The organism is Methylobacterium mesophilicum, from assembly GCF_036441335.1.
GTDB classification, from domain to species: domain Bacteria; phylum Pseudomonadota; class Alphaproteobacteria; order Rhizobiales; family Beijerinckiaceae; genus Methylobacterium; species Methylobacterium mesophilicum_B.
In genome coordinates this window covers 529,057-552,644 of sequence record NZ_MLBW01000034.1, presented here as the reverse complement: position 1 = coordinate 552,644, position 23,588 = coordinate 529,057, and the positions used below count along the sequence as shown (strand labels likewise).

General features: G+C 72.9%; 23 protein-coding genes, 1 other RNA gene and 2 pseudogenes. 18 read left to right on the top strand and 8 right to left on the bottom strand.

The window, feature by feature from the left end; translation table 11 throughout:
• The first annotated feature begins 329 nt into the window (after positions 1–329).
• The 3 genes from MMR14E_RS23320 to cobJ are packed head-to-tail and all read left to right on the top strand — an operon-like array spanning position 330 to position 2,559.
• Complete coding sequence (locus MMR14E_RS23320; RefSeq protein ID WP_331317569.1) at positions 330–1,022, top strand: precorrin-8X methylmutase; 693 nt, start codon at positions 330–332, stop codon at positions 1,020–1,022.
• Entirely contained in the window at positions 1,022–1,801 is a 780-nt protein-coding gene (locus MMR14E_RS23315) for a precorrin-2 C(20)-methyltransferase (RefSeq protein WP_331317568.1), read from the top strand. The genes MMR14E_RS23320 and MMR14E_RS23315 overlap by 1 nt, the downstream gene beginning before the upstream one ends.
• A complete protein-coding gene (cobJ, locus tag MMR14E_RS23310) occupies positions 1,798–2,559 on the top strand; it encodes a precorrin-3B C(17)-methyltransferase (protein WP_331317567.1) in 762 nt (253 codons plus the stop codon). The genes MMR14E_RS23315 and cobJ overlap by 4 nt, the downstream gene beginning before the upstream one ends.
• Here the strand turns inward: cobJ and MMR14E_RS23305 are convergent.
• Positions 2,526–3,338, bottom strand: coding sequence for a cobalt-precorrin-6A reductase (locus tag MMR14E_RS23305; protein WP_331317565.1), 813 nt, complete (start codon positions 3,336–3,338; stop codon positions 2,526–2,528). The genes cobJ and MMR14E_RS23305 overlap by 34 nt on opposite strands.
• On the opposite strand from MMR14E_RS23305, the pseudogene cbiE reads away from it, so the two are divergent.
• From cbiE to MMR14E_RS23290, 3 genes and pseudogenes are all read left to right on the top strand, one after another.
• A pseudogene (gene cbiE, locus MMR14E_RS23300) lies at positions 3,337–4,269 on the top strand (precorrin-6y C5,15-methyltransferase (decarboxylating) subunit CbiE); the annotation flags it as partial. The gene MMR14E_RS23305 and the pseudogene cbiE overlap by 2 nt on opposite strands.
• Positions 4,270–4,374: 105 nt before the next feature.
• Entirely contained in the window at positions 4,375–5,151 is a 777-nt protein-coding gene (gene cobM, locus MMR14E_RS23295; RefSeq protein WP_331318630.1) for a precorrin-4 C(11)-methyltransferase, read from the top strand.
• Positions 5,145–6,467, top strand: a complete 1,323-nt coding sequence (locus MMR14E_RS23290) for a cobyrinate a,c-diamide synthase (RefSeq protein WP_331318628.1) — start codon at positions 5,145–5,147, stop codon at positions 6,465–6,467. The genes cobM and MMR14E_RS23290 overlap by 7 nt, the downstream gene beginning before the upstream one ends.
• 60 nt (positions 6,468–6,527) lie before the next feature.
• Here the strand turns inward: MMR14E_RS23290 and MMR14E_RS23285 are convergent, their stop codons facing one another.
• Positions 6,528–6,962 (bottom strand): helix-turn-helix transcriptional regulator, encoded by a 435-nt coding sequence (locus MMR14E_RS23285; RefSeq protein WP_331317563.1) that lies wholly within the window; start codon positions 6,960–6,962, stop codon positions 6,528–6,530.
• A 355-nt stretch (positions 6,963–7,317) separates the two neighbouring features.
• Here MMR14E_RS23285 and MMR14E_RS23280 point away from each other — a divergent pair, with 355 nt between their 5' ends.
• Positions 7,318–7,665, top strand: coding sequence for an antibiotic biosynthesis monooxygenase (locus MMR14E_RS23280; RefSeq protein WP_331317561.1), 348 nt, complete (start codon positions 7,318–7,320; stop codon positions 7,663–7,665).
• 336 nt (positions 7,666–8,001) lie between these two features.
• Entirely contained in the window at positions 8,002–9,507 is a 1,506-nt protein-coding gene (locus MMR14E_RS23275) for an undecaprenyl-phosphate glucose phosphotransferase (protein WP_331317559.1), read from the top strand.
• Positions 9,508–9,569: 62 nt separating this feature from the next.
• Here MMR14E_RS23275 and MMR14E_RS23270 read toward each other — a convergent pair whose 3' ends face one another.
• Positions 9,570–10,055 carry a transcriptional repressor gene (locus tag MMR14E_RS23270; protein WP_331317558.1) on the bottom strand — a complete coding sequence of 162 codons (486 nt, stop codon included), beginning with the start codon at positions 10,053–10,055 and terminating at the stop codon, positions 9,570–9,572.
• A 124-nt stretch (positions 10,056–10,179) separates the two neighbouring features.
• Here MMR14E_RS23270 and MMR14E_RS23265 point away from each other — a divergent pair, with 124 nt between their 5' ends.
• The 3 genes from MMR14E_RS23265 to MMR14E_RS23255 are packed head-to-tail and all read left to right on the top strand — an operon-like array spanning position 10,180 to position 11,977.
• Positions 10,180–10,314: a hypothetical protein gene (locus MMR14E_RS23265; protein WP_331317556.1), complete on the top strand. Its 135-nt coding sequence runs from the start codon at positions 10,180–10,182 to the stop codon at positions 10,312–10,314.
• Positions 10,311–11,105, top strand: a complete 795-nt coding sequence (locus tag MMR14E_RS23260) for an ABC transporter ATP-binding protein (protein WP_331317555.1) — start codon at positions 10,311–10,313, stop codon at positions 11,103–11,105. Before MMR14E_RS23265 ends, MMR14E_RS23260 begins: the two co-directional genes overlap by 4 nt.
• Positions 11,106–11,152: 47 nt before the next feature.
• A complete protein-coding gene (locus tag MMR14E_RS23255; protein ID WP_051123769.1) occupies positions 11,153–11,977 on the top strand; it encodes a metal ABC transporter permease in 825 nt (274 codons plus the stop codon).
• Here MMR14E_RS23255 and MMR14E_RS23250 read toward each other — a convergent pair whose 3' ends face one another.
• The 3 genes from MMR14E_RS23250 to MMR14E_RS23240 are packed head-to-tail and all read right to left on the bottom strand — an operon-like array spanning position 11,978 to position 14,705.
• Entirely contained in the window at positions 11,978–12,841 is an 864-nt protein-coding gene (locus MMR14E_RS23250; RefSeq protein ID WP_331317554.1) for an SDR family oxidoreductase, read from the bottom strand.
• A complete protein-coding gene (gene queG / locus MMR14E_RS23245; RefSeq protein ID WP_331318626.1) occupies positions 12,838–13,983 on the bottom strand; it encodes a tRNA epoxyqueuosine(34) reductase QueG in 1,146 nt (381 codons plus the stop codon). Before queG ends, MMR14E_RS23250 begins: the two co-directional genes overlap by 4 nt.
• 29 nt (positions 13,984–14,012) lie before the next feature.
• A complete protein-coding gene (locus tag MMR14E_RS23240; RefSeq protein ID WP_331317552.1) occupies positions 14,013–14,705 on the bottom strand; it encodes a glutathione S-transferase family protein in 693 nt (230 codons plus the stop codon).
• A gap of 253 nt (positions 14,706–14,958) precedes the next feature.
• Here MMR14E_RS23240 and MMR14E_RS23235 point away from each other — a divergent pair, with 253 nt between their 5' ends.
• The 5 genes from MMR14E_RS23235 to MMR14E_RS23215 all read left to right on the top strand — a co-directional run bounded on the left by MMR14E_RS23235 (position 14,959) and on the right by MMR14E_RS23215 (position 19,650).
• Positions 14,959–15,762, top strand: a complete 804-nt coding sequence (locus MMR14E_RS23235) for an undecaprenyl-diphosphate phosphatase (protein ID WP_331317550.1) — start codon at positions 14,959–14,961, stop codon at positions 15,760–15,762.
• 222 nt (positions 15,763–15,984) lie between these two features.
• Positions 15,985–17,865: a methylmalonyl-CoA mutase subunit beta gene (locus MMR14E_RS23230; protein WP_331317548.1), complete on the top strand. Its 1,881-nt coding sequence runs from the start codon at positions 15,985–15,987 to the stop codon at positions 17,863–17,865.
• A 43-nt stretch (positions 17,866–17,908) separates the two neighbouring features.
• On the top strand, positions 17,909–18,298 hold the full coding sequence (locus MMR14E_RS23225) for a hypothetical protein (RefSeq protein ID WP_331317547.1): 390 nt from the start codon (positions 17,909–17,911) through the stop codon (positions 18,296–18,298).
• A 135-nt stretch (positions 18,299–18,433) separates the two neighbouring features.
• Positions 18,434–18,883, top strand: coding sequence for a hypothetical protein (locus tag MMR14E_RS23220; RefSeq protein WP_331317545.1), 450 nt, complete (start codon positions 18,434–18,436; stop codon positions 18,881–18,883).
• Positions 18,884–18,930: 47 nt separating this feature from the next.
• A complete protein-coding gene (locus MMR14E_RS23215; protein WP_331317543.1) occupies positions 18,931–19,650 on the top strand; it encodes a glutathione S-transferase in 720 nt (239 codons plus the stop codon).
• Positions 19,651–19,665: 15 nt separating this feature from the next.
• Here MMR14E_RS23215 and MMR14E_RS23210 read toward each other — a convergent pair whose 3' ends face one another.
• A complete protein-coding gene (locus tag MMR14E_RS23210) occupies positions 19,666–21,423 on the bottom strand; it encodes a protein kinase domain-containing protein (protein ID WP_331317541.1) in 1,758 nt (585 codons plus the stop codon).
• A gap of 37 nt (positions 21,424–21,460) precedes the next feature.
• Positions 21,461–22,963 (bottom strand): annotated as a pseudogene (locus tag MMR14E_RS23205) (YifB family Mg chelatase-like AAA ATPase); the annotation flags it as partial.
• A gap of 142 nt (positions 22,964–23,105) precedes the next feature.
• Here MMR14E_RS23205 and MMR14E_RS23200 point away from each other — a divergent pair.
• Together MMR14E_RS23200 and ffs are read left to right on the top strand one after the other, a co-directional pair.
• On the top strand, positions 23,106–23,366 hold the full coding sequence (locus MMR14E_RS23200) for a PepSY domain-containing protein (RefSeq protein ID WP_331317540.1): 261 nt from the start codon (positions 23,106–23,108) through the stop codon (positions 23,364–23,366).
• A 93-nt stretch (positions 23,367–23,459) separates the two neighbouring features.
• Positions 23,460–23,558, top strand: an RNA gene (ffs, locus tag MMR14E_RS23195) — signal recognition particle sRNA small type.
• Positions 23,559–23,588: the final 30 nt, after the last annotated feature.

Here is a 23,588-nt window from a genome sequence, read left to right as displayed (position 1 = left end):
CCGGGCTGCGCCTCGGGATCGACCCCGACGCTCGCGGACGCGGCACGCCTCGCGGACGCGTTCGCTGCCCTCGCGGCGTCGGGCCGCGCCGCGCATGTCTCGGGCTGCGCCAAGGGTTGCGCGCGGCCGGGCCCCGCCGACCTGACCCTCGTCGGCCGGAACGGGCTGTACGGCGTGGTGATCGGGGGCGCGCCCGGCGATGAGCCGGCGATGGATCTCCCTATCGAGGCCGTGCTGGAGCGGCTAGGAAGGGCCGAGATCGACGGGCTCTCCGCCGCCTTCGCGCCGGAAACAGCCTCTTCAGAGTGCGGGAGGACCAGGAGACCGGCATGAGCGCGAGCCAGAACGCCCTGCGCCAGACAGGATCGGAGCCGGCCGCGGCCCACGAGTCCCCGTCCCGCTACGACTACATCCGCGACGGCGACGCGATCTACGCGCGCTCCTTCGCGATGATCCGCGCCGAGTCCGATCTCGGGCGCTGGTCGGGCGCCGCCGAGCGCGTCGTCGTGCGCATGATCCATGCCTGCGGCATGACCGACCTGCCGGCCGACGTGGAGATGGCGCCCGGTTTCGCCGAGGCCGGCGTCGCAGCCTTGAAGGCCGGCGCGCCGATCCTGTGCGACGTCCGCATGGTCGCCGACGGCGTCACCCGGGCCCGCCTGCCGGCCGACAACAGGGTGATCTGCACCCTGGGCGACCCGCGCGTGCCGGATCTCGCCAAGAGTCTCGGCACGACCCGGTCCGCGGCCGCCATGGAGCTGTGGCGGGAGCACCTTCCGGGCAGCGTCGTGGCGGTGGGCAACGCCCCGACCGCGCTGTTCCGGCTCCTGGAACTCCTCGATGCCGGCGTGGCGCCGCCCGCCGCGGTGATCGGCATCCCGGTCGGCTTCGTCGGCGCGGCGGAGTCGAAGGAGGCCCTGGCGCGGGACGGCCGCGTGCCGTTCGTGGTCGTGCACGGGCGGCGCGGCGGCAGCGCCATGACGGCCGCGGCGGTCAACGCGCTCGCCAGCGAGGTCGAGTGATGGACGGTTTCGAGCGCCTCGACGGCCCGACCGAGGAAATCCCCGCGGCCGCGGTGACCGGCACGCTCTACGGCGTTGGCATGGGTCCGGGCGATCCGGAGCTGCTGACCGTCAAGGCGCAGCGCATCCTGACGCGCGCGCCCGTGCTCGTGCATTTCTGCAAGCGCGGCCGGCGCGGCAACGCGCGCACCATCGCGGACGCGATCCTGCGCGACCCGTCCCGCGAGATGGCCCTCGCCTATCCGTACACGACCGAGATCCATCCCGAGCACCCCGACTACGTCGCGGCGCTGGCCGGCTTCTACGACGACGCGGCCGGGCAGCTCGCCGATCACCTCGGCGCCGGGCGGGACGTCGCGATCCTGTCGGAGGGCGATCCCTTCTTCTACGGCTCGTTCATGCACCTGTGGCGGCGCCTGAAGGACCGCTTCCCCGTGGAGGTGATACCGGGCGTCACCGGCATGTCGGGCTGCTGGACCCGGGCCGGCACGCCGATCACCTGGGGCGACGACGTCCTCACCGTCCTGCCGGCGACCCTGTCGCTCGGCGCGCTGACCGAGCGCCTGCGCGGCACGGACGCGGCCGTGGTGATGAAACTCGGGCGGCACCTGCCGAAGGTGCGGGCCGCCCTGTCGGCCGCCGGGCTGCTCGCGCGCGCGGTCTATGTGGAGCGCGGCACGATGGCGGGCGAGCGGGTCGTGATGCTGGCCGACAAGGCCGACGACGAGGCGCCCTATTTCTCGATGGTGCTCCTGCCCGGAGAGGGCCGCCGGCCGTGAGTGGGTGCCTCACCGTCGTCGGCCTCGGGCCGGGCGACGCGGCCCTGCTGACCGAATCCGCCCGCCGGGCACTCGACGCGGCGGAGGACGTCGTCGGCTACCTCCCCTACGTGGCCCGCGTGCCCGAGCGTCCCGGCCTTGTCCGGCACGCGAGCGACAACCGGGTGGAGGTCGACCGGGCGCGCCACGCGCTGCAGCTCGCCGCCTCCGGCCGCCGGGTCGCGGTCGTGTCCGGCGGCGATCCCGGGGTCTTCGCCATGGCGGCGGCGGTGTTCGAGGCGGTCGAGTACGGCGAGCCCGGCTGGCGCGACCTCGCCATCTCGGTCGAGCCGGGCATCACCGCGATGCTCGCCGCCGCGGCCCGGATCGGGGCACCGCTCGGCGGCGATTTCTGCGCGCTCTCGCTCTCCGACAACCTGAAGCCCTGGCCGGTCGTGACCGCGCGGCTGGAGGCGGTGCTGCGTGCCGATTTCGTGGTGGCGCTCTACAACCCGATCTCGTCCGCCCGGCCCTGGCAGCTCGGGGCGGCACTGGAGATCGCGGCCGGGATCCGCGCGCCCGAGACGCCCGTGATGTTCGCCCGCGCCGTCAGCCGGCCGGACGAGGCGATCCGCGTCGCGACCCTCGCCGAGGCGCCCGCGGTGCCGGCCGACATGGCCACGATGGTGATCCTGGGCGCCTCGACGACGCGGCTGATCCCGCGCGCGGGCCGGCCGCCCTTCGTCTACACCGCCCGCATGGTCGAGGGACCGGCGTGATCGCCCGCGTCCAGCCAGCGGCGCGCGCCCGCGGCGTCCGCGACGCTCGGCACGTCGGGCTTGCCCGGCCGCCGCACCATCACGACCGGGATGCCGAGGCCGCGCGCCGCCGCGATCTTGCCGTAGGTCGCCGCGCCGCCGGCGTTCTTACTGACCACGATCTCGATCCGGTTCGCCCGCATCAGGGCCGTCTCGGACGCGGCGTCGAAAGGCCCGCGGGCTTCCAGGGCGGTCAGATGCGGCACCGGCAGGATCCCGCCCAGCGGCTCGACCGTCCGCGCGAGATAGCTGTGCTGCGGCGCCGCCGCGAAGGCCCCGGCCTCCTGCCGGCCGATGGTCAGGAACACGCGCCGGGGCTCCGGGCCGAGGGCTGTGACCGCCTGCTCCATCCGGTCGACCTCGACCCAGGCGTCGCCGGGCTCCCGGCCCCAGGCCGGCCTGCGGATCGCGAGGAGCGGCACGCCCGTCAGGTCCGACGCGCGCGCGGCGTTGGCCGACATCCGCGCGGCGAACGGGTGGGTCGCGTCGATCAGGCGGGTGATCGCCTCGGCTTCCAGGTAGCGGGCGAGCCCCTCGGCGCCGCCGAACCCGCCGATCCGGGTCGGGACAGGCTCGGGCTTCGGCGCCGCCGTCCGGCCCGCCAGCGAGAGGGTCACGGCGCGATCCGCCTGCCCCGCGAGCGACCGGACCAGGGCGCTCGCCTCGCCGGTCCCGCCGAGGATCAGGATCCGCATCGTGCCGGTGGTCGGGGGCGGCGTGTTCATGGGCGCCTTGTCCATGAGCGCTGACTCGCTGTCGAGCGCCCCGTGGCTGTCGATCGTCGGGATCGGCGAGGACGGCCGAACCGGGCTGACGCCGTCCGCCGCCGCCGCGCTCGACGCCGCCCGCGTGGTCTACGGCGGCCGGCGCCACCTCGCCCTCGCGGGGCCCCTCGACGGGGAGGCGCGGCCCTGGCCGAGCCCGATCCACGAGGCCTATCCGGAGATCCTCGCGCGGCGCGGCCGGCCGACCTGCATCCTCGCCACGGGCGACCCGTTCCACTACGGCATCGGCGCCGAGATCGCGCGGCTGGTGCCGGCGGACGAGATCCGTGCCTTCCCGCAGCCCTCGGCCTTCAGCCTCGCCTGCGCCCGGCTCGGCTGGCCGCTCGCCGAGTGCGCGCTGGTGACGCTCCACGGTCGCGCGCTGACCCGGATCGTCCCGCATCTCCAGCCGGGGGCGCGGCTGCTCGTCCTGTCGTGGGACGGCACGACGCCCGGCGCCCTCGCCGCCCTGCTGCGCGACCGGGGCTTCGGCGCGTCGACGCTGACCGTGCTCGAGGCGATGGGCGGGCCGCGCGAGCGCGTCCGCACCCTCCGCGCCGACGCGTTCGACGGCGCCGACTTCGATCCGCTGAACACGGTGGCGCTCGCGGTGGCGGGCGCCGGCCGCGCCCTGCCCCTCGCGCCTGGCCTCGACGACGACCTGTTCGAGAATGACGGGCAGCTGACCAAGGCCGAGATCCGGGCCCTGACCCTGTCGGCGCTGCGCCCGCATCCGGGACAGCATCTCTGGGATGTCGGTGCGGGCGCCGGCTCGATCGCGATCGAGTGGATGCTGCGCCACGCGAGCCTGCGCGCCACGGCGATCGAGGGGAGGCCGGACCGCGCCGAGCGGATCCGCCGCAACGCCGTCGCGCTCGGCGCCCCGGACCTCGCCGTCGTCGCNGGCGGCCCTCGCCGGCGCGGGCCCCCGGAGCCGCCTCGCCCTGCCGCGGATCGCGAGCGGCGGGGCCACTTGCGCCCTGGCCGTCCGATACGACACGACACGGGAATCATGACCGTCCACTTCATCGGCGCCGGCCCCGGCGCGGCCGACCTGATCACGGTGCGCGGGCGCGACCGCATCGCGGCCTGCCCCGTCTGCCTCTACGCCGGGTCGCTCGTCGCCCCCGAGATCCTGGGCTGGTGCCCGCCCGGCGCCCGGATCATCGACACGGCGCCCCTCGACCTCGACGCCATCCTGGCTGAGATCCGGACGGCGCACGCGGCCGGCCAGGACGTCGCGCGCCTGCATTCCGGCGACCTGTCGATCTGGAGCGCCCTGGCCGAGCAGATGCGCCGGCTCGACGCGCTGGCCATTCCCTACACGGTGACGCCGGGTGTCCCCGCCTTCGCGGCGGCGGCCGCGCTGCTGCGCCGGGAGCTGACGGTGCCGGGCGTGGCGCAGAGCGTGGTCCTCACCCGCACCTCCGGGCGGGCGAGCGCCATGCCCGAACGGGAGACGCTGGCGGCCTACGCGGCCACCGGCGCGACCCTGGCGATCCACCTGTCGATCCACGTCGTCGAGGCCGTCGCCGCCGAGCTGATCCCCTTCTACGGCTCGTCCTGCCCGGCGGCGGCGGTGTTCCGCGCCTCCTGGCCGGACGAGCGGGCGCTCGTGGGCGACCTCGCCGCGCTGCCCGGGCTCGTCGCGGAGGCCGGCCTGGAGCGCACCGCCCTGATCCTGGTCGGGCCGGCGCTCGGCGCCGCGGATTTCCGCGAGAGCGCGCTCTACGCGCCCGACTACGACCGGCGCTACCGGCCCGGCGGCACGTTGGGGTCGCGATCGTGAGCGCCCCCGGCCTCCTCGTCGCGGCGCCGCGCTCCAGCTCCGGCAAGACGACCGTCACTCTCGCGCTGATGCGCGCCCTCACGCGGCGCGGCCTGCTCGTGCGCGGCGCGAAGTGCGGCCCCGACTACATCGACCCGGCCTTCCACCAGGCCGCGACCGGCCATCCGAGCTTCAACCTCGACAGCTTCGCCATGGCGCCGCCGCTCCTCGACGCCCTGGCGGGCGCGACGGCGGCGGCGGCCGACCTGGTGATCGCCGAGGGGTCGATGGGCCTGTTCGACGGTGTCCGAGCGGCCGAGAACCGCACCGGGGCGAATGCCGACATCGCCGCGCGCTACGGCTGGCCGGTTGTGCTCGTGGTGGACGTGTCGGGCGCGGCGCAATCGGCCGCAGCCGTGGCGCTCGGCTGCACCCTCTACGATCCCCGCATCCGGATCGCCGGCGTGATCCTCAACAAGGTGGCGAGCGCCCGCCACCGGCGCCTCGTGGAGGCCGGCATGGAGCGCGCCGGTCTGCCGGTGCTGGGCGCGCTGATGCGTGACGCGCAGCTGGTCCTGCCCGAGCGTCACCTCGGACTCGTGCAGGCCGGCGAGACCGCGGACCTCGCCGCCCGTCTCGACCGGCTCGCCGATCTCGCCGAGGCGGGCATCGACCTCGACGCGGTGACGGCCTGCGCGGGCGGCGCCGTGCCGGCCTCCGGCGGCCAGTTGCCCCGGCCGCCGGGACAGCGCGTGGCCGTCGCCCGGGACGCGGCGTTCAGCTTCCTCTACCCGCATCTCGAGACCGGCTGGCGGATGGCCGGCGCCGAGCTCGTGCCGTTCTCGCCGCTGGCCGACGAGGGACCGCCCGAGGATTGCGACGCCTGCTGGCTGCCCGGCGGCTATCCGGAACTGCACGCCGGTCGGCTCGCCGGTGCGACGCGGTTCCTGGACGGCCTGCGCCGCTTCGCGCGGACCCGGCCGGTCCACGGGGAGTGCGGCGGCTACATGGTCCTCGGGCAGACGCTCCAGGATGCCGACGGCGCCACCCATCCCATGGCCGGACTGCTGCCGGTCGCGACCTCGTATCACCGGCGCAAGCTGCATCTCGGCTACCGCGTCGCGCGGCTGTGCGGTTCCGGCCTGCTCGGTGCCGCGGGGACGCGCCTCGTCGGGCACGAATTCCACTACGCCAGCGAGCTCTCGCCGATCGCGCCCGAGGCAACGGCGCTCGCCCGCGTGTCGGATGCCGAAGGTGTCGATCTGGGATTGGCCGGCCACCGGGTCGGACCCGTCACCGGCAGCTTCTTCCACCTGATCGCGACCGATCCGCCGTGACGCCGACCTCGGCGGAGCCGCTCCGGGCGCGCTGGCGGAGAAGCCGGCGTCGTGCGCCTGTCAGGCCGGATCCGTCGTCGGGGCCGGCGCGCGGTTCTGCGCGAGGCGCGCGGCGCTGCGGACCAGCGCGAGCACGTCGCGGCGCATCTGCTCGTCCTCGATCTGCGCGTAGGCGCGCAGCAGCTCGATGGCGCCGTGGGCGCTGAGGAAGCCGAACACGTCCTCCTGAGCGTTCTCCCGCGGCTCGCTCTCCTCGAAGAACGCGGATACCGGCACCTCGAGGAGGCGCGCGATCTCGCGCAGCCGACCGGCACCGACCCGGTTCTGGCCCTTCTCGTATTTCTGGACTTGCTGGAAGGTCACGCCGACCGCGTTGCCGAGCGCGGTCTGGCTCATGCCGCGCGCCTTGCGCAGGGCGGTGATCCGGATGCCGACCAGACGATCGACGTCGGTGGTCTGTTTCGGCATCGTCTGGCCGGAGGAATCCTTTTCCATGGCGTGGGCTGCATCCTCCTGCGGACGCGGTGTCTTCGCCTCGCTGTCGCGCCGCTTCACCGCCCGCCCCTAAGTCGCATGTCCTGCACGCCAGGTTGCCGGTACTCCGTGCCGCGGCCCGGCTATAGACCTGATGCCGGCACAGGTGAACCGCGGCGCAGTAGGACACCAAGTTGTCAAGCTTCGCAAGTCAAAGGTTACAGCTTCTAGTTTAAGCCCACACATCTTTGCAACATTGTTGCTCAAATGTCGATGCCGAGGTCTGGAATGCTCTTAAGGTGCGCCTTGTCGCCGCGCGGGCGTTCCCCTTAGGAGCACAGAGGCTTGTAGGTTCGGTACCGCGCAGGAGACTCGCATGTTCATCGCGATGAATCGCTTCAAGGTCGTTAAGGACGCGACGGCGGATTTCGAGGCCGTCTGGCTCGGGCGCGACAGCCACCTCGGCGAGATGGAGGGCTTCGTGGAGTTCCACCTGCTCCGCGGACCCGAGCACGAGGACCACGTGCTCTACGCCTCGCACACGATCTGGCGATCACGCGCGGATTTCGAGGCCTGGACCCGCTCCGAGCAGTTCCGCAAGGCGCACGGCCGCGTGCCCACGACCAAGCCCCTGTATCTCGGCCACCCGCAATTCGAGGGTTTCGAGACGATCCAGACAGTCGGCGGGACCGCCGAGGCCCGCCAGGACGCGGACGCCGTCTGATCGCGGCAGACCCCGGCCTCCCAGGGGCCGGGGTCGCCCGCGGTCGCCGACGCGGTTGAATGCGTGAGGCAAGAAACCCGCGTGAATTGAAATAGCTCCGGCGAAAGCGGTTCTCTATCGAAGCCGGCGCGCTCCGGCTGCGCCGAACAGTCACTCAGCATTAACTATGTATTGCCACGTCCGGAGGCAGGCCCTAAGTCGCAGCCTTCCTCCGTGACTGCGAACGCGAACCCGCGGGGCCCGCGGCTTGCTCCGTGACCGTCACCAGGCGGCGCTGAAACCTTTCGTGTCTCAGACTGGTACAGAGTCCGACTAAGACGGGACGTTGCGGGTCAGATGTTTCACGATCGGCTTCCGGAGACGTTTCAGGCGCTGCCGACCTCGGCGGAGCGCCGCCGCAATGTGTGGTCGGCCCTGCTGCCGCGCCGCGGACGGGCGCTGGCGCGGATCGCTCTGTCCACGACGCTGGCCGCGACCGATCTCGCGGCGATCGTGGCGGTGACTCTGGGCCTCGAATGCGCCTACCACGTCATCGCCCAGGACAGCACGGTGTGGGCGGGTCTCGTCCGCGGCCTGAGGCTGTCGGCGCTGCTCGCGCTGGTGATCGTCGCCGCGAACGTCCTGCGCCAGGAGTACAGCCTCGAGAACGTCATGGCGCAGAAGCCGGGCGTCCAGCGCGTGACCTCCCTCTGGCTCGTCGCCTGGGCCGCCGTGCTCGTCGTCAGCTTCATGACGAAGACGACCAATGACTACTCGCGGCTCGTCTCGCTCGGGATCTTCGTCGCGGGACTGCCGGTCCTGATCGGGGCGCGGGCCGCGGTGCGGCGGCTCGTACGCGATCGCCTGAGTGCCGGCTCGGCCACTGCCAGCCGGATCCACCTCGTCGGCTACGAGGAGGACATCGCGCGCTTCTACGCCGGCAAGGAAGTCGACCAGCTCGGCTCGCGGATCATCGGGACGAGCTACCTGCGGCGCGTCGATCCCGGCGCCGACGCGGCCACGCGCCACGACCAGCTGCAGGAAGATCTCGACCTCGCCGTCTCGGTCGTGCGCTTCCTGCGCCCGGACGACGTCTTCGTCCTGGTGCCTTGGGCCGACACCGCGGAGGTGGAGCGCTGCATCGACGCGTTCCTGCGGGTACCCTCGGCCCTGCACCTGCGTCCCGGCGCGGTCCTCGACCGGTTCCCCGACCTGCAGGTCGCCCGGGTCGGCGGCGTCTCGGGGATCAACATCGGCCGTCGGCCGCTCAACGTCGGCGAGGTCATGCTGAAGCGCGCCCTCGACCTGACGGTGGCGACCATCGCTCTCGTATCGCTGTCGCCGCTGCTCGCCGCGATCGCGGTGGCGATCAAGTTGGACAGCCCCGGTCCGGTCTTCTTCCGGCAGAAGCGCTACGGCTTCAACCAGCAGCCGTTCGGCGTCTTCAAGTTCCGGTCGATGCGGGCGGATCCGAACGCCGCGTTCCGGCAGGCGACCCGGAACGACAGCCGGATCACCCGGATCGGCGCGATCCTGCGCCGGACGAACCTCGACGAGCTGCCCCAGCTCATCAACGTCCTCCGCGGAGAGATGTCGCTGGTCGGTCCCCGCCCGCACGCGCTGGCGCACGACCGCAGCTTCGAGCGCCGGATCGCCCTCTACGCCCGCCGCCACAACGTGAAGCCCGGGATCACCGGCTGGGCGCAGGTCAACGGCTACCGCGGCGAGACGCAGACCGACCTCGCCATGGAGCGGCGCGTCGCCTGCGACCTGCACTACATCGACAACTGGTCGATCTGGTTCGACATCCAGATCATGATCCAGACTGTGGTCTCGCGCCGCGCGTACCAGAACGCCTTCTGACCGGCGGCCGGCGGGGACCAGACCATCACGGGCGCCGGGTTGCGCGGCCCGGGCGACGCGCCTCAGGTCGCCGGCTTCCGACCCCGGCAGGCGCCGCAATCGCCCTCGACCTCCAGGATGCTGTGGGTCGGGGTGAACCCCGCCCGCTCGAGCGTGCGGCCCAGGCTGCCCTCGACCTCCTCCGACGAGGCCTCGTCCACGCCCCCGCAGGTGCGGCAGATCAGGAAGATGACCCCCTCTCCGGGCGCGTGGCCGTGCGCGCAGGGGATGAAGGCGTTCCGGCTCGCGATCCGGTGGACCAGCCCCTGATCCATGAGGAAGTCGAGGGCGCGGTAGACCGAGACCGGGGCCACGCGCTTGCCCGGCGCGCTGAGCCGCTCGGCGATGTCGTAGGCGCCCTGGGCCTTCCCGGCCTCCGCGACGGCTTCCAGTACCTCCCGGCGCAGGGGTGTGAACTGAAGACCGCGCTCGCGACACAGGGCCTCGGCCCGCGCGAGCATGTCACCGGTGCCGGCGTGGCACGCGTCGTGACCCTCGTGACGGTGCATGATTGCTCCAGACGTGATCCGCAGGTTGTCCCACGGGTTTGTTACAGTGTATCACCGCCGCCCAGCACCGCACCAGTAGCCCCGGGCGGTGCCCGCGCCGGCCCGCGTGCGCGACGAGGACTCCGTGCCGACCATTCCCAGCCCGAGACACGCGGCGCGGCGATCGCTGTTCCAGAGCGGGATCGGCCTGCGCCTGGCGCTCGCCGCTCTGCTCTCGGCGCTGGTCTGGCTGGCCATCGCCTGGGCGCTCGCCCCGTGAGCGGACCGGATCCGATCCGCCTCGTCGGTCTCACCCTCGGTTACGACCGGCATCCGGCGGTCCACCACCTCGACGGGTCCGTGCGGGCCGGCGACCTGCTCGCCCTGGTCGGACCGAACGGGGCCGGCAAGTCGACGCTCCTCAAGGGCATGGCCGGAGAGATCCGCTGCCTGGACGGCCGCATCGAGCGCGCCGGCGCCCTCGCCTATATGCCGCAGGTGGACGAGATCGACCGGAGCTTCCCGCTCACCGTCATGGACCTCGCCGGCATGGGCCTGTGGCGGCGCGCCGGGGCGTGGCGCAGCCTCGCCCGGCGGCGCCCGGCGATCGAGGCGGCGCTGGCCGCGGTCGGGCTCGACGGCTTCGCGGCGCGGCCGATCGGCACCCTGTCGGGCGGGCAGTTCCGCCGCGCCCTGTTCGCCCGGCTGATCCTGCAGGACTGCCCGGTCGTGCTCCTCGACGAGCCGTTCACCGGCATCGACGCGCGGACGGTGGACGATCTCCTGGCGCTCATCCGCACGTGGCACGCCGAGGGGCGGACCGTGGTCGCGGCCCTCCACGACCTCCAGCAGGTCCGCGCGCATTTCCCGACGACGCTGCTGCTCGCCCGGGAGCCCGTGGCCTGGGGTCCGACCGCGCGGGTCCTGACGGCCGAGAACCTCGCGCGCGCCCGCAACCTGTCCGAGGCCTGGGACGAGGGCGCGGCGGTCTGCGCCGGTCCGCGAGAGATCGCGGCGCGGGCGCACGACCACGGCGGCGCGGGCCATCACCACCATGAGGACGCCGCGTGACCGATCCGTTCGGATCCCTGTTCGCGCCGTTCGTGGAGTTCGGCTTCATGCGCCGGGCCCTGGCGGGCTGCCTCGCGCTCTCGGTCTCGGCGCCGCCCATCGGCGTGTTCCTGACGCTGCGCCGCATGAGCCTGATGAGCGACGCGATGAGCCACGCGATCCTGCCCGGGGCGGCGGTCGGCTTCCTGGTCGCCGGCCTGTCGCTGCCAGCGATGACGCTGGGCGGCCTCGTCGCGGGTCTCGCGGTCGCCCTCCTGGCGGGTGCCGTCACCCGGGCGACCGTCGTGCGGGAGGACGCCAACCTCGCGGCGTTCTACCTCATCTCGCTCGCCGCCGGCGTGCTGCTGGTCTCCCTGCGCGGCTCGCAGATCGACCTGATGCACTTCCTGTTCGGCTCGGTCCTGGCGCTCGACGACGCCGCGCTGTGGCTGCTCGGCGGCATCAGCACCCTGACCCTCCTAGCCCTAGCCCTGATCTACCGGCCGCTCGTGATGGAATGCGTCGATCCGCTGTTCCTGCGCAGCGTCAGCCGCAGCGGCGGCCCGGTCCACCTCGCCTTCCTGGCGCTGGTGGTGGTGAATCTCGTCGGCGGGTTCCAGGCCCTCGGCACGCTGCTGGCGGTGGGGCTGATGCTGCTGCCGGCGGTAGCGGCCCGGTTCTGGGCCCGCGACCTCGCCGGGCTGATCCCGGTCTCGATGCTGATCGCCGCCCTGGCGAGCGTGTCGGGGCTCAGCCTGTCGTACCGGTACGACGTGCCGAGCGGGCCGGCCATCGTGCTGGCGGCCGGCGCCCTCTACGTCGCCTCGATGATGGTCGGCCCCCGCGACGGCCTGCTCCGCCGCCTCGTCCGGCCGCGCCACCTCGAGGCCTGATCAGGACTGGTCCTTGAGGGCGGCGAGCCCCTCGCGATAGGTCGGGTAGGCGAGCGCGACGCCGAGTTCGTCGCGGATCAGCCGGTTCCGGACGCGCTTGTTCTCGCCGTAGAAGCTGCGTGCCATCGGCGACAGGTCGGCGGTCTCGAAATCGATCTCGGGCGGCAGCGGCAGCCCGGTGAGGGCCGCCGCGTGCTCGGTCACGGTCTGGGGCGCGGCCGGCTCGTCGTCGGTGACGTTGTAGATCGCCCCCGGCCGCGGCCGGTCGATCGAGGCGAGCAGCGTCGTGGCGATGTCGTCGACGTGGATGCGGTTGAAGACCTGCCCGGCCTTCACGATGCGCTGCGAGCGGCCCTCGCGCAGCTTCACGATCGGGTTGCGCCCGGGCCCGTAGATACCCGAGAGCCGGAACACCTGGACGGCCTTGCCGGTCGCGGCGCCGAGGGCCAGCCACGCCGACTCGGCGTCGAGGCGCACCTTGGACCTGGCGCTGCGCGGGGTCGCAGGCGCGGTCTCGTCGATCCAGGCGCCGCCCTGGTCGCCGTAGACGCCGATAGTCGACAGGTAGCCGATCCACCGGATCCGGCTCGCCGCGACGGTGTCGGCGTAGCGGGCCAGGACCGGGTCGCCAGCCTCGCCGGGGGGCGCCGAGACGAGCAGCACGTCCGTATCGGCGAGGTCCGCGGCGATCCGGGGATCGTCGGCCTGAGGCCCGAAGGCGCGCATGGCGAAGCCCGTCTCCGCCGCGACGCGGTCGGCGGCTGCCGGGTCGGTGACGGTGGCGCGGACGGTCCCGAAACGCGCCCGTGCCCGCTCGGCGAAGCGACGGCCGGTGAAGCCGAGCCCGAAAACGAAGAGATTCATGCCGCGGATGTCTCGTCCGCCCGCGGTTCCGTCAAGCCGCCGGCTGCCCGCCACTCGTCGCGCACATGGGCGTCGCTCTCGGAATCACCGTGCTGCCGCCGGAGCGCGCGCACGGCCCCGGGCTCCAGCAGCCGGCCGCAGGCCCAGACCGCCATCCCGCGCACCAGCGGGGACGGGTCGCGCAGCCGCACGACGGCCGCCTCGGCCAGAGCGGGTTCGCCCGAATTGCCGATCGCGATCATGACGTTGCGGAGGAAGCGGTCGCGCCCGGTACGCTTCACCGGCGTGCCGGCGAAGAAGGCGCGGAACGCCGCGTCGTCGAGGGCCGCCAGATCCGCGAGGGCCGGGGCTGCCAGGTCCGCCCGCGCGGCGAGGCGGCTCTCAGCCGCGGTGCGGGCGAACTTGTTCCACGGACAGACGGCCAGGCAGTCGTCGCAGCCGAAGACCCGGTTGCCGATCGCCGCCCGGAACGCCGCGGGGATCGGCCCGGCATGCTCGATCGTGAGGTACGAGATGCAGCGCCGGGCGTCGAGCCGGTAGGGCGCCGGGAAGGCGTCGGTGGGGCAGACGTCCAGGCAGGCGCGGCAGGAGCCGCAATGGTCCGGCTCCGGCGGGTCGGGCTCGAATTCCGCGCTCGTGTAGATCGCGCCGAGGAGCAGCCAGTTGCCGTGCCCGCGCGAGATCAGCACCGTGTGCTTGCCCTGCCAGCCGAGCCCGGCCGCCTCCGCGAGGGTCTTCTCCATGACGGGGGCGGTGTCGCAGAAGACCTTCACCCGCACGTCGCCCTTGGCCGACAGATATCCACCCAGTTCTTTCAGGCGGCCCTTCAAAACCTCGTGATAATCCCGCCGCTGCGCGTAGGCGGCGACGGCACCGCGGTCGCGGCGCGCCACGAGGTCGAGGGGATCGTGCTCCGGCCGGTAGCTCATCGCCAGGACCAGGATGCTGCGCAGACCGGGCCACAGCGCGATCGGGCTGGCGCGCTGGTCGGCCCGATCCGCCATCCAGGCCATGGTGCCCTGGGCGCCCTCGGCGAGCCAGGCGGACAGGCGGCCCGGCAGGTCGGGCAGCCGGTCGGGCCGGGTCACGCGCAGGCCGCAGAACCCGAGCGTCCGGGCCCGGGTCTCGACGAGGCGGCGCAGGTCGGCGCCGTGGTGGATGCGTCGGGCGTTCAGAAATCCAGATCCGCGTAGTGGGCGGCCGGCGCCATCCCGGCCACACGGTCGGCCAGCAGGGCGCGGAACGAGGGCCGTGACTTGACCCGCGCGTACCAGTTCCGCGCCATCTCGTCCTCGTCCCAGGGCACGTCGCCCAAGTAGTCGACGCAGGAGAGATGGGCGGCCGCCGCGAGGTCGGCATAGGTCAGGTTGTCGCCGGCGATCCAGCGCCGCCGCGCGATCAGGTAGCCGATGTATTTGAGGTGGTAGCGCACGTTGGAGCGCGCCGCGCGGATCGCGTTCATGTCGGGCGGGCCGCCGCCCTCGCTCGCCGACATGAAGCGCTTCGAGATCTTCTCGTTGACGAGGTAGGCGGTCACCTCGGACTCGAACTTGACCAGGAACCAGTCGAGCAGGCGCCGGACCTCGACGCGCTCGACCGTGTCCTCCGGCAGCATCCGCCGCCCGGAGAGACCGAGCCCGCGGGTCTCGTCGAGATACTCGGCGATGACGCCGGCACCGGGCACGACGAGGCCGTTCTGCTCCAGCAGCACGGGTGTGACGCCCGCCGGGTTGATCAGCAGGAAGTCGTCGCGCCGCTCCCAGGGCCGTTCCTCGAACAGCGTCGGCTCCATGCCCATCTCGGCGAGCACGAGACGGATGAACCGGGAATTCGCGCAGAAGGGGAAATGGTAGAGGGTTGCCATCGAGGCCGTGCGGGACGTTCGGTCTGCCAGCGCGGCCGGTCCCGCGCTCGTCGTGGGTCCCGGAGCGCCGGTCTTCAGCGCGCAGGACTTCGGACCGAGCGTTATTGCCCGACCGTTGCCGAGCCCTTAACACGCGCGGCCCGGCCCGGTAACTGCCCGTCAACCCTGATCGGCGAAGCCTCGGGTACAACCATTTCGCGTGGCAGGCGGCGGCCCGACGGGGGCCGCCGCGCCCGCGGCACAAGGCGTCGCGATGGATCCGGCAAGCATCGGCAAGGCAGTGCTGCTCGCCCTCGTGGAGGGGGCGACCGAGTTCATCCCGGTCTCGTCCACCGGCCACCAGCTGCTGGTGGGGCACTTCATCGGCTTCCACTCGCCCAACAACACCTTCGAGGTGCTGATCCAGCTCGGCGCGATCCTGGCGATCCTGCTGGTGTATTTCCGCCGCCTCCTGGGGATCGCCACGGCGCTGCCGTCCGACCCGAAGGCGCGCCGCTTCGTGCTCGGCATCCTGGTGGCGTTCCTGCCGGCGGCGATCATCGGCGGCCTCTTCTCGAAGATGATCAAGGCCTACCTGTTCAACCCGTGGATCGTATGCGCGACCCTGGTGGCCGGCGGCCTCGTGCTGCTCGTCATCGACGACACCGACCTCGAGGTGAAGAAGACCGACGTCTACGACTTCTCACTGCCGATGGACCTGAAGATCGGCATCTTCCAGTGCCTGGCGATGATCCCGGGCGTCTCGCGGTCCGGCGCCACGATCGTGGGCGCGATGCTGATGGGCGCCGACAAGCGCTCGGCCACCGAGTTCTCGTTCTACCTGGCGATGCCGACCATGGCGGGCGCCTTCGCCAAGGACCTGCTCGATAACTACAAGTACCTTTCGAGCAACGACGTCGGGCTGATCGTGATCGGCTTCATCGTGTCGTTCATCTCGGCGCTGTTCGTGGTGCGGGTTCTCCTCGACTACGTCTCCCGCCACGGCTTCTGGCTGTTCGCGTGGTGGCGGATCATCGTCGGCGCCCTCGGCTTCGCCGGCCTGATCATCCTCGGCTGACGGGGGGCGCCCCGCCCGGCCGTTCCGGTCTCGCCGGTATCGCTCCGGCATGACGACCGGGCGTGACGGGCGCCCGTCGCGTCGCCATGGTCGCGTCGCTCAAAATTCGGTGATCCGCGGCTTGAGGTTTCCTGAACCATCGGGCGATTGCCAGCGGCGGAGCGGCGTGCGAGGCAAACGCGTGAAAGCGGTGCAGCAGACGCCGCGCCCTGGGACGCACCGATGGAAGACAGACCGCTCGCCGACCTCTTCGAGCCCGCAGACCGCGCACGCTGGCTCGGCCTCGTCGAGGGCGTCCTGAAGGGGGCCGATTTCGAGAAGCGGCTGGTGTCGCGCACGGCAGACGGCCTCCGGATCGAGCCGCTCTACGGACCGGCCGAGCCGGTAGCGCAGCCGGTGCGCGAGCCCGGACCCTGGCGGATCGCCCAGCGTGTCGACCATCCCGACCTCGCCGTGGCCAACACGCAGGCGCTGACCGACCTGGAAGGCGGCGCCGACGCCCTCGTGCTCGCCTTCGCGGGCGCGCCGGGCGCCCGCGGCTTCGGCCTGACGGCGGCGAGCGTCGAGGCGTTCGACGCCGCGCTGAAGGGTGTGATGCTGCCGCTGATCGGCCTGCGGATCGACGCCGGGGGCCGCGGCCTGGAGGTGGCCCGGCTGGTCAGGGCGCTGGCGGAGCGCCGCGGCGAGGATCTCTCGACGTACGACGTCGATCTGGGGCTTGACCCGGTCGGCATCCTGGCGGCCACCGGCGGCCTCGGGGCCGTTTGGACCGACATCGCCCCCCGCCTCGCCGAGGCCGTGGCCGAGCTTGAGGCCGCGGGTTTCCGCGGTCGGGCCTTCCTGGCCGACGGCCGGCCCTACCACGAGGGCGGCGCCGGCGAGGCGGCTGAACTCGGCGCGGTGCTCGCGACCGCCGTCGCCTACCTGCGCGCCCTGGAAGCGGCCGGTCACGATCTCGCGAGCGCCCGCGACCGCGTCGCCGTGCTGCTGGCGGCCGATGCCGACGAGTTCGTGACCGTGGCGAAATTCCGCGCGATGCGGCGCCTCTGGGCGCGGGTCGAGCAGGCCTGCGGCCTCGATCCGAAGCCGCTGCGGCTCCACGCCGAGACCGCGTGGCGGATGATGACCAAGCGCGACCCGTTCGTGAACATCCTCCGGACCGGCATGGCGGCGGCCTCGGCCGGCATGGGCGGCGCCGACAGCGTCGCGGTCCTGCCCTACACGCAGGCCCTCGGCTTGCCCGACGCCTTCGCCCGGCGCGTGGCGCGCAACAGCCAGATCGTGCTCATCGAGGAATCGCACCTCGCGCGGGTCAGCGACCCCGCCGCCGGTGCCGGCGGCTTCGAGGTCCTGACGGCCGAGCTCGCCGAGGCGGGCTGGGCGGCGTTCCAGGCGATCGAGGCCGAGGGCGGCATCGTCGCCTCGCTCAGCGTCGGCAAGCTCCAGCGGCGGATCGAGGTGACCCGCGAGGCCCGCGCGAAGGCGGTGGCGACCCGCCGCGAGCCGCTCACCGGTGCGAGCGAGTTCCCGAACCTCCCCGAGAAGCCGGTCACGGTGCTCGACGTGCCGCCCGTGGCGGCGGTGCCCGGATCCAATTTCGGCGCGGGCGCGGCGGTCGCCTGCGACGCGCTGCCGTCCCAGCGCCTCGCCGAGCCCTACGAGGCCCTGCGCGACGCCTCGGACGCCTTCCTCGCCAAGACAGGGCGCAGGCCGGTCGTGTTCCTGGCCAATCTCGGCCCGGTGGCGGCCTTCAATGCCCGGGCGACCTTCGCGGCCAACGCCTTCGCGGCCGGCGGTCTCGAGGCGCTGTCGAATGAGGGCTTCCCCGACGCCGAGGCGGCCGCGCGGGCGTTCCGGGAATCCGGCGCCAGCCTCGCCTGCATCTGCTCGACCGACGGGATCTACGCCGAGCGCGCGGTCGCGACCGCCGAGGCGCTCACGAGGGCCGGCGCCGGACCGGTCTACCTCGCCGGGAAACCGACGGAGCTGGCCGAGCCCCTCAAGCAGGCGGGCGTGGCCGCCTTCCTGCATGTCGGCTGCGACCTGCTCGACCTCCTCAACGCGGCGCTCCGTGCGGCCATGCGGGCGCCGCCGCCGCGCTGACGGGGCGCAGGACGCTCCGAAGCCCTCCGCATCCCGGATCCGCATGACGCCCCGCCCCGCCGTCGCCCTGCTCCTCGCCGCCACGCTTCCCGCCACCGCGCTTCCCGCCGCGGCCGCGTCGCGCCCGGCCACCCCGCCCGACCGGTTCGACGGCACCTGGAGCGTCGAGATCATCACCGAGACGGGGACCTGCGACCGCGCCTATCGCTACCCGGTGCGGATCGAGCGCGGACGGGCGCGCTTCATCGGGACCGCCTTCACGGTCGAGGGCGGCGTCGCCAGGAACGGCGCGATCCGCGGCACGATCTCGAACGGCGCTGCCACCGCCGACGTGCGCGGACGCCTGGGCCCGGACGGGTTCGGGACCGGAACCTGGGTCGCGTCCGGGGCCCTCGCCTGCCGGGGACACTGGAACGCGGAGCGGCGCGGCTGAGCCGGGCTGTGGCCGTCGTGAAACGGTCGGGATCTTGCCCTCAATCGGGCAGCCGGACCGGGCCGCCAGCCCCGATCCCGACGCAATCATGAGCGAGAGCTGAACGCGGTTCGGACACCCGACGAGGCCGCCCGTATGAAGACTTCGATCCTCGCCACCTTCGCCGTCCTCGCGCTCGTCTCGGCCGCCGAGGCGCGTCCTCACCGCCACCCGGTCGCCCCGAAGGTGAACGCGGCGGAGGCCGAGAAGGTGCTGGCGCCGCTGCGGCAGGCCGCCACCGCGTGCTTCGCCGACACGGTGCTGTCGAATCCGAAGGCGACCGCCGAGGCGCGCGCCGGGCGATGGTACGAGGCCGTCGGCATCACGGGCTTCCTGTGCCGCCCGGAGGTCGCCGCGATGATCCAGGCCCACGACAGTCTCTACGGTGCGAAGACCGGCGAGCGCTACTTCAAGGGCGCCTACGTCAAGCACCTGGACCAGCAGCTCGCCGAGCGCCTCCAGCCGATGTTCGCCCGCAAGGCCGTCGCCAGCGCCGAGCCGCCGGTCGAGAAGGCCTCGGCCGAGGAGCCCGCCGAGAGCAACTGAGCGGGAACCGACCGGGCTCGCGCGCCTTCCCCGACCCGGAGGCGTCGATGCCCTACGAGCTCCATTACTGGCCGATGATCCAGGGGCGCGGCGAGTTCGTCCGCCTCGCTCTCGAGGAAGCTGGCGCCGACTACGTCGACGTCGCCCGCCGGGACGACGAGGCCGGCGGCATCGGACCGATGCTCGACCGCCTGTCAGACCCGGGCGAGCCGCGGCCTCCCCTGGCCCCGCCCTTCCTGCGCGACGGCGACGTCGTCGTCGGGCAGAGCGCCGCGATCCTGCTCTATCTCGGGCCGCGCCTCGGCCTCGTCGGCGCGTCGGAACGCGACCGGATCTGGACCCACCAGCTCCAGCTCACCGTCGCGGACGCGGTCGACGAGGCCCACGACACGCACCATCCCGTCGGTGTCGGCCTGTACTACGCGGATCAGAAGCCCGAGGCGCTGCGGCGGGCGGCCGAGTTCCGCAGCGAGCGCATCCCCAGATATCTCGGCTACTTCGAGCGCGTGCTGACGGCCAACGGCGGCGGCCGGCTCGTCGGTGCCGACCTCTGCTACGCCGACCTGTCGCTGTTCCAGCTCGTCGACGGCCTGCTCTACGCCTTTCCCAGAGCCACCGTCGCGGCCCTCCGGAGAAGCCCGCAGGTGGCGCGGCTCCATGACAGGGTCGCGCAGCGCCCGCGGCTCTCCGCCTACCTCGCCAGCCCGCGCCGGGTCCCGTTCAACGAGGACGGCATCTTCCGCCGCTATCCCGAACTGGATCCCTGAGACCGCCGCCGGAGCTCACCGCCGCGGGCCGGCGATCAGGATCGCCGCCAGCACCAGTGCGACGAGGCCGAGCACCAGCGACAGCAGGCGCCAGAACAGCAGCGGGTCGCGCTCCAGCAGCGACGCCCGCCGGCCCTCCGTGAAGGCCGGGTTGGGGTGGCGCAGGTCGTGGACGAAGGCCGAGACCGCCGCGTAGCGCCGCTGCGGATCGGGATGGACGGCCCTGCACAGCGCCCCGTCGACCCAGACCGGCAGCAGCGGGCGCACCGTTCGCGCCGAGGCGTAGCGCAACCGCCGCTGCGCCGCACGCGTCCGCGCCCGGGGCACTGCGTCGCCGTAGGGCAAGCGCCCCGTGAGCATCTGGTAGGTCATCACGCCGACCGCGAAGACGTCCGACTGGGCGGTCCCCGGGGCGCCGAGGAAGCACTCCGGCGCCGTGTACTGAACCGTGCCGAGGATCTCCGTCGGGTCGATCCGCGGGTCGCCCTCGACGACCCCGGCGACCTGGGTCGCGCCGAAATCGATGATCTGGACAGTCCCGGTCGCGTCGATCAGGACGTTGTCGGGCCGCATGTCCTGGTGGACCATCTCCCGCCGGTGGAAGGCCTGCACGCCCCGCGCGATCTGCTCGACCAGCCCCCGCACAACCTCCAGTTCGGGCGCCGCGTTGTCGCGCATCCACTGGCTCAGGGTCTGGCCCTCGACGTAGCGCATCACCGTGTAGAGGTGGCTGCGGGGGCCGGCTTGGGCATGGGCCTTGAGCACATGGGGATTGTCGATCCGCCGCGCGATCCACTCCTCCATGACGAAGCGCTTCCGCTGCGCCGGGTCGTCCCGGAGGTCGAGGGACAGCACCTTCAGGGCGACCTGGGCACCGGTCTCCGCCTGCACCGCCAGGTAGACGCGGCTGCGGGGACCGGAATGCAGGATCCGCAGCAGTCGGAATCCGTCGAGTTCCGCGGGCGGGTCGAGGAGCGGCGCCGGGTCCAGCCCCTCGGCCTCGCCGAGCAGGTCGGCCGGCTCACCCTCCGGCACCGCCTCGACCCGCACGATCTGGATCGTCAGGTTGTCCGGGCTGCCGGCCGCCAGGGCCGTCTCCACGATCGCCCGCGCGGCGCCGTCCAGGGTCTCGGCCGCCGCGATCGCCGCGACCATGTCGCGGGGCCGGACATGCTCGTGCACGCCATCGGTCGTCAGCACGAAGGTGTCGCCCGCCGCGATGCCGACGGCGTGGTAGTCGATCTCCAGGCGGGCCTGCGCCCCGAGGGCCCGGCCGAGATAGGATTCCGCAGCGGAGACCACGACGCGGTGGTCCTCGGTGAGCTGCTCCAGGGACTTTCCGGAGACGCGCCAGATCCGGGCATCGCCGACGTGGAAGAGGTGGGCCGCGCGCGCTTTCAGCACGAGGGCGTCGAAGGTCGTGACGTGGCCCCGGTCGAGGTCGTTCGGGTCAATGCCGCGCCGCGTCTCGGCGAACAGCCAGGAATTGGTCGCCGCGATCACGCGCTGCGCCGAGGTCTTCACCGACCACGTGTCGGGCGTGGCGTAGTAGTCGCTGAGGAAGCTCTTGACCGCGGTCTCGCTCGCCGCGGCCCCGGCCGCGCTGCTGCTGATCCCGTCGGCCAGCGCGACCGCGATGCCCTTCAGGCCGAGGGCCGGCTGAACCGGGACCAGCGCGCCGTTGAAATCCTGGTTGGCCGCCTTGCGGCCGGCGCTGCTGTGCTGGCCGATCGAGACCGTCAGGTCGGCCGGGCCGCGCGGGCCGCCACTCACGCGGCCGCCGCCGCGCCGTCGCCGCGGCCCCGGTNCGGTACGAGAGCGCCTCCGCGAGATGGAGCCGTCGAACCTGCGCCTCGCCGTCGAGATCGGCCAGGGTTCGGGCGACGCGCAGCGTCCGGTGAAAGCCGCGGGCGGAGAGGCGCATGCTCTCGGCCGCCTGGCGGATCAGCGCCGTCCCGTCGGCGTCGGGGCTCGCGACGTCCGAGATCAGCGTCGCCGGACAGGTCGCGTTGGTGGTGGAATCCGGCAGGCCGCGCGCGGCGTAGCGCGCGCCCTGGAGCGCGCGGGCCGCCGACACCCGCGCGGCGGCCTCGGCGGAGCCCTCGGCGGGTGCCGGCAGGATCAGGTCGACGGCGGTCACGGCCGGCACCTCGACGCGCAGGTCGATGCGGTCGAGCATCGGGCCGGAGATCCGCCCCTGGTACTGCGCCATGCAGCGCGCGTTCGGCCCGCGCCGGCAGGCGTAGCCCGGCTCGAGACCCTGGCCGCAGCGGCAGGGGTTCATCGCGGCGACCAGCTGGAAGCGCGCCGGGTAGGTGACGCGGTGGTTGGCCCGGGCGATCATCACGACCCCGGATTCCATCGGCTGGCGCAAGGAGTCGAGCACCTGCGGGGCGAACTCGGGCAGCTCGTCCAGGAACAGCACCCCGCCATGGGCGAGGGAGACCTCGCCCGGTCGCGCCCCGAGACCGCCACCGACGAGCGCCGCCATCGAGGCGGAATGGTGCGGCTGCCGGAACGGCCGCCGGTCGGAGAGGGCCCCGTCCTTCAGCGCGCCCGCAACCGACTGGATCATGGAGATGTCGAGGAGCTCGCGCGGCGTCAGCGGCGGGAGGATCGACGGAAGACGGGCCGCGAGCATGGATTTGCCCGAGCCCGGCGGACCGTTCATCAGGAGGTTGTGGCCGCCGGCCGCGGCGATCTCCAGGGCGCGCTTGGCGCCCTCCTGACCCCGGATGTCGGCGAGGTCGGGCAGGGGTCCGGCCGGCACGGCGACGGCGGGCTCCGGCCGCGCCATGACCTGGCTGCCCTTGAAGTGGTTGGCGAGCTGGATCAGCGAGCGCGGCGCGAGCACGTCGAGATCGCCCCCGGCCCAGGCCGCTTCCGGTCCGGTGGCGGCCGGGCAGATGAGCCCGAGCCCCCGGGCACCGGCCGCCATGGCTGCCGGCAGCACGCCGCTGACAGCGGTGATGCTGCCGTCGAGGGCGAGTTCGCCGAGCACGCAGTAGCCGGCGAGCGCGTCGGCCGGGATCGCGCCGATCGCCGCCATGACGCCGAGCGCGATCGGCAGGTCGAAGTGCGAACCCTCCTTGGGAAGATCCGCCGGTGCGAGATTCACCGTGATGCGCTTGGCCGGCAGCGCCAGCCCGGAGGCGATCAGCGCGCCGCGGACCCGCTCGCGCGATTCCGCCACCGCCTTGTCGGGCAGACCCACGACGGTGAACACCACCGAGCCCGGGACGATCTGGACCTGCACGTCCACCGCCCGCGCCTCGATGCCCTCGAAGGCCACGGTGGCGACGCGCGTGACCATCGGTGCCAAATCCTCGCCGCCGCGTTCCGTACGGCCAAGATGTGCGGCAGATCCGGGGGCGGCTCAAGGGCATGGCCGCGATGGAACTCCACTGCCGCCGGCCTGTTCACAGCCGGAAACAATGGCCGGAGCGGAGACAGCCATGCGCTTGACCACGACCCTTCTCGCCCTGACCGTGATCGCCGGCACCAGCCTCTCCGCCCGCGCCGACGAGAAGCTCCCGCCCGACCAGCAGGCGAAGGTCGAAGCCATGCTGAAGCAGGAGGGCTTCACCAAGTGGAAGGAGATCGAGCTCGACGACGGCATGATCGAGGTGGACGACGCGATCGACGCGAGCGGCAAGCAGTTCGACCTCAAGCTCGATCCGAAGACCCTGGCGATCGTCAAGCGCGAGGCCGAGTAGGCGACGCAGAGGGGCAATGCCAAGTCGCAGCGGCAAGTCGCAGCGCGAGATCGCGGCGCTTGCGTTCGGAGCGAGGCCCGGCCATATAGCCGGCGGGGGGTTGGCGAGGGACGTTTCACTCGCCAACCGGGTCAGGTCCGGAAGGAAGCAGCCCTAACGAGACCGAGCGGGTCTTCGTCCAGCCTCCCACCTCATCTCACGGCGCGCGGCAGCCAGACCCAG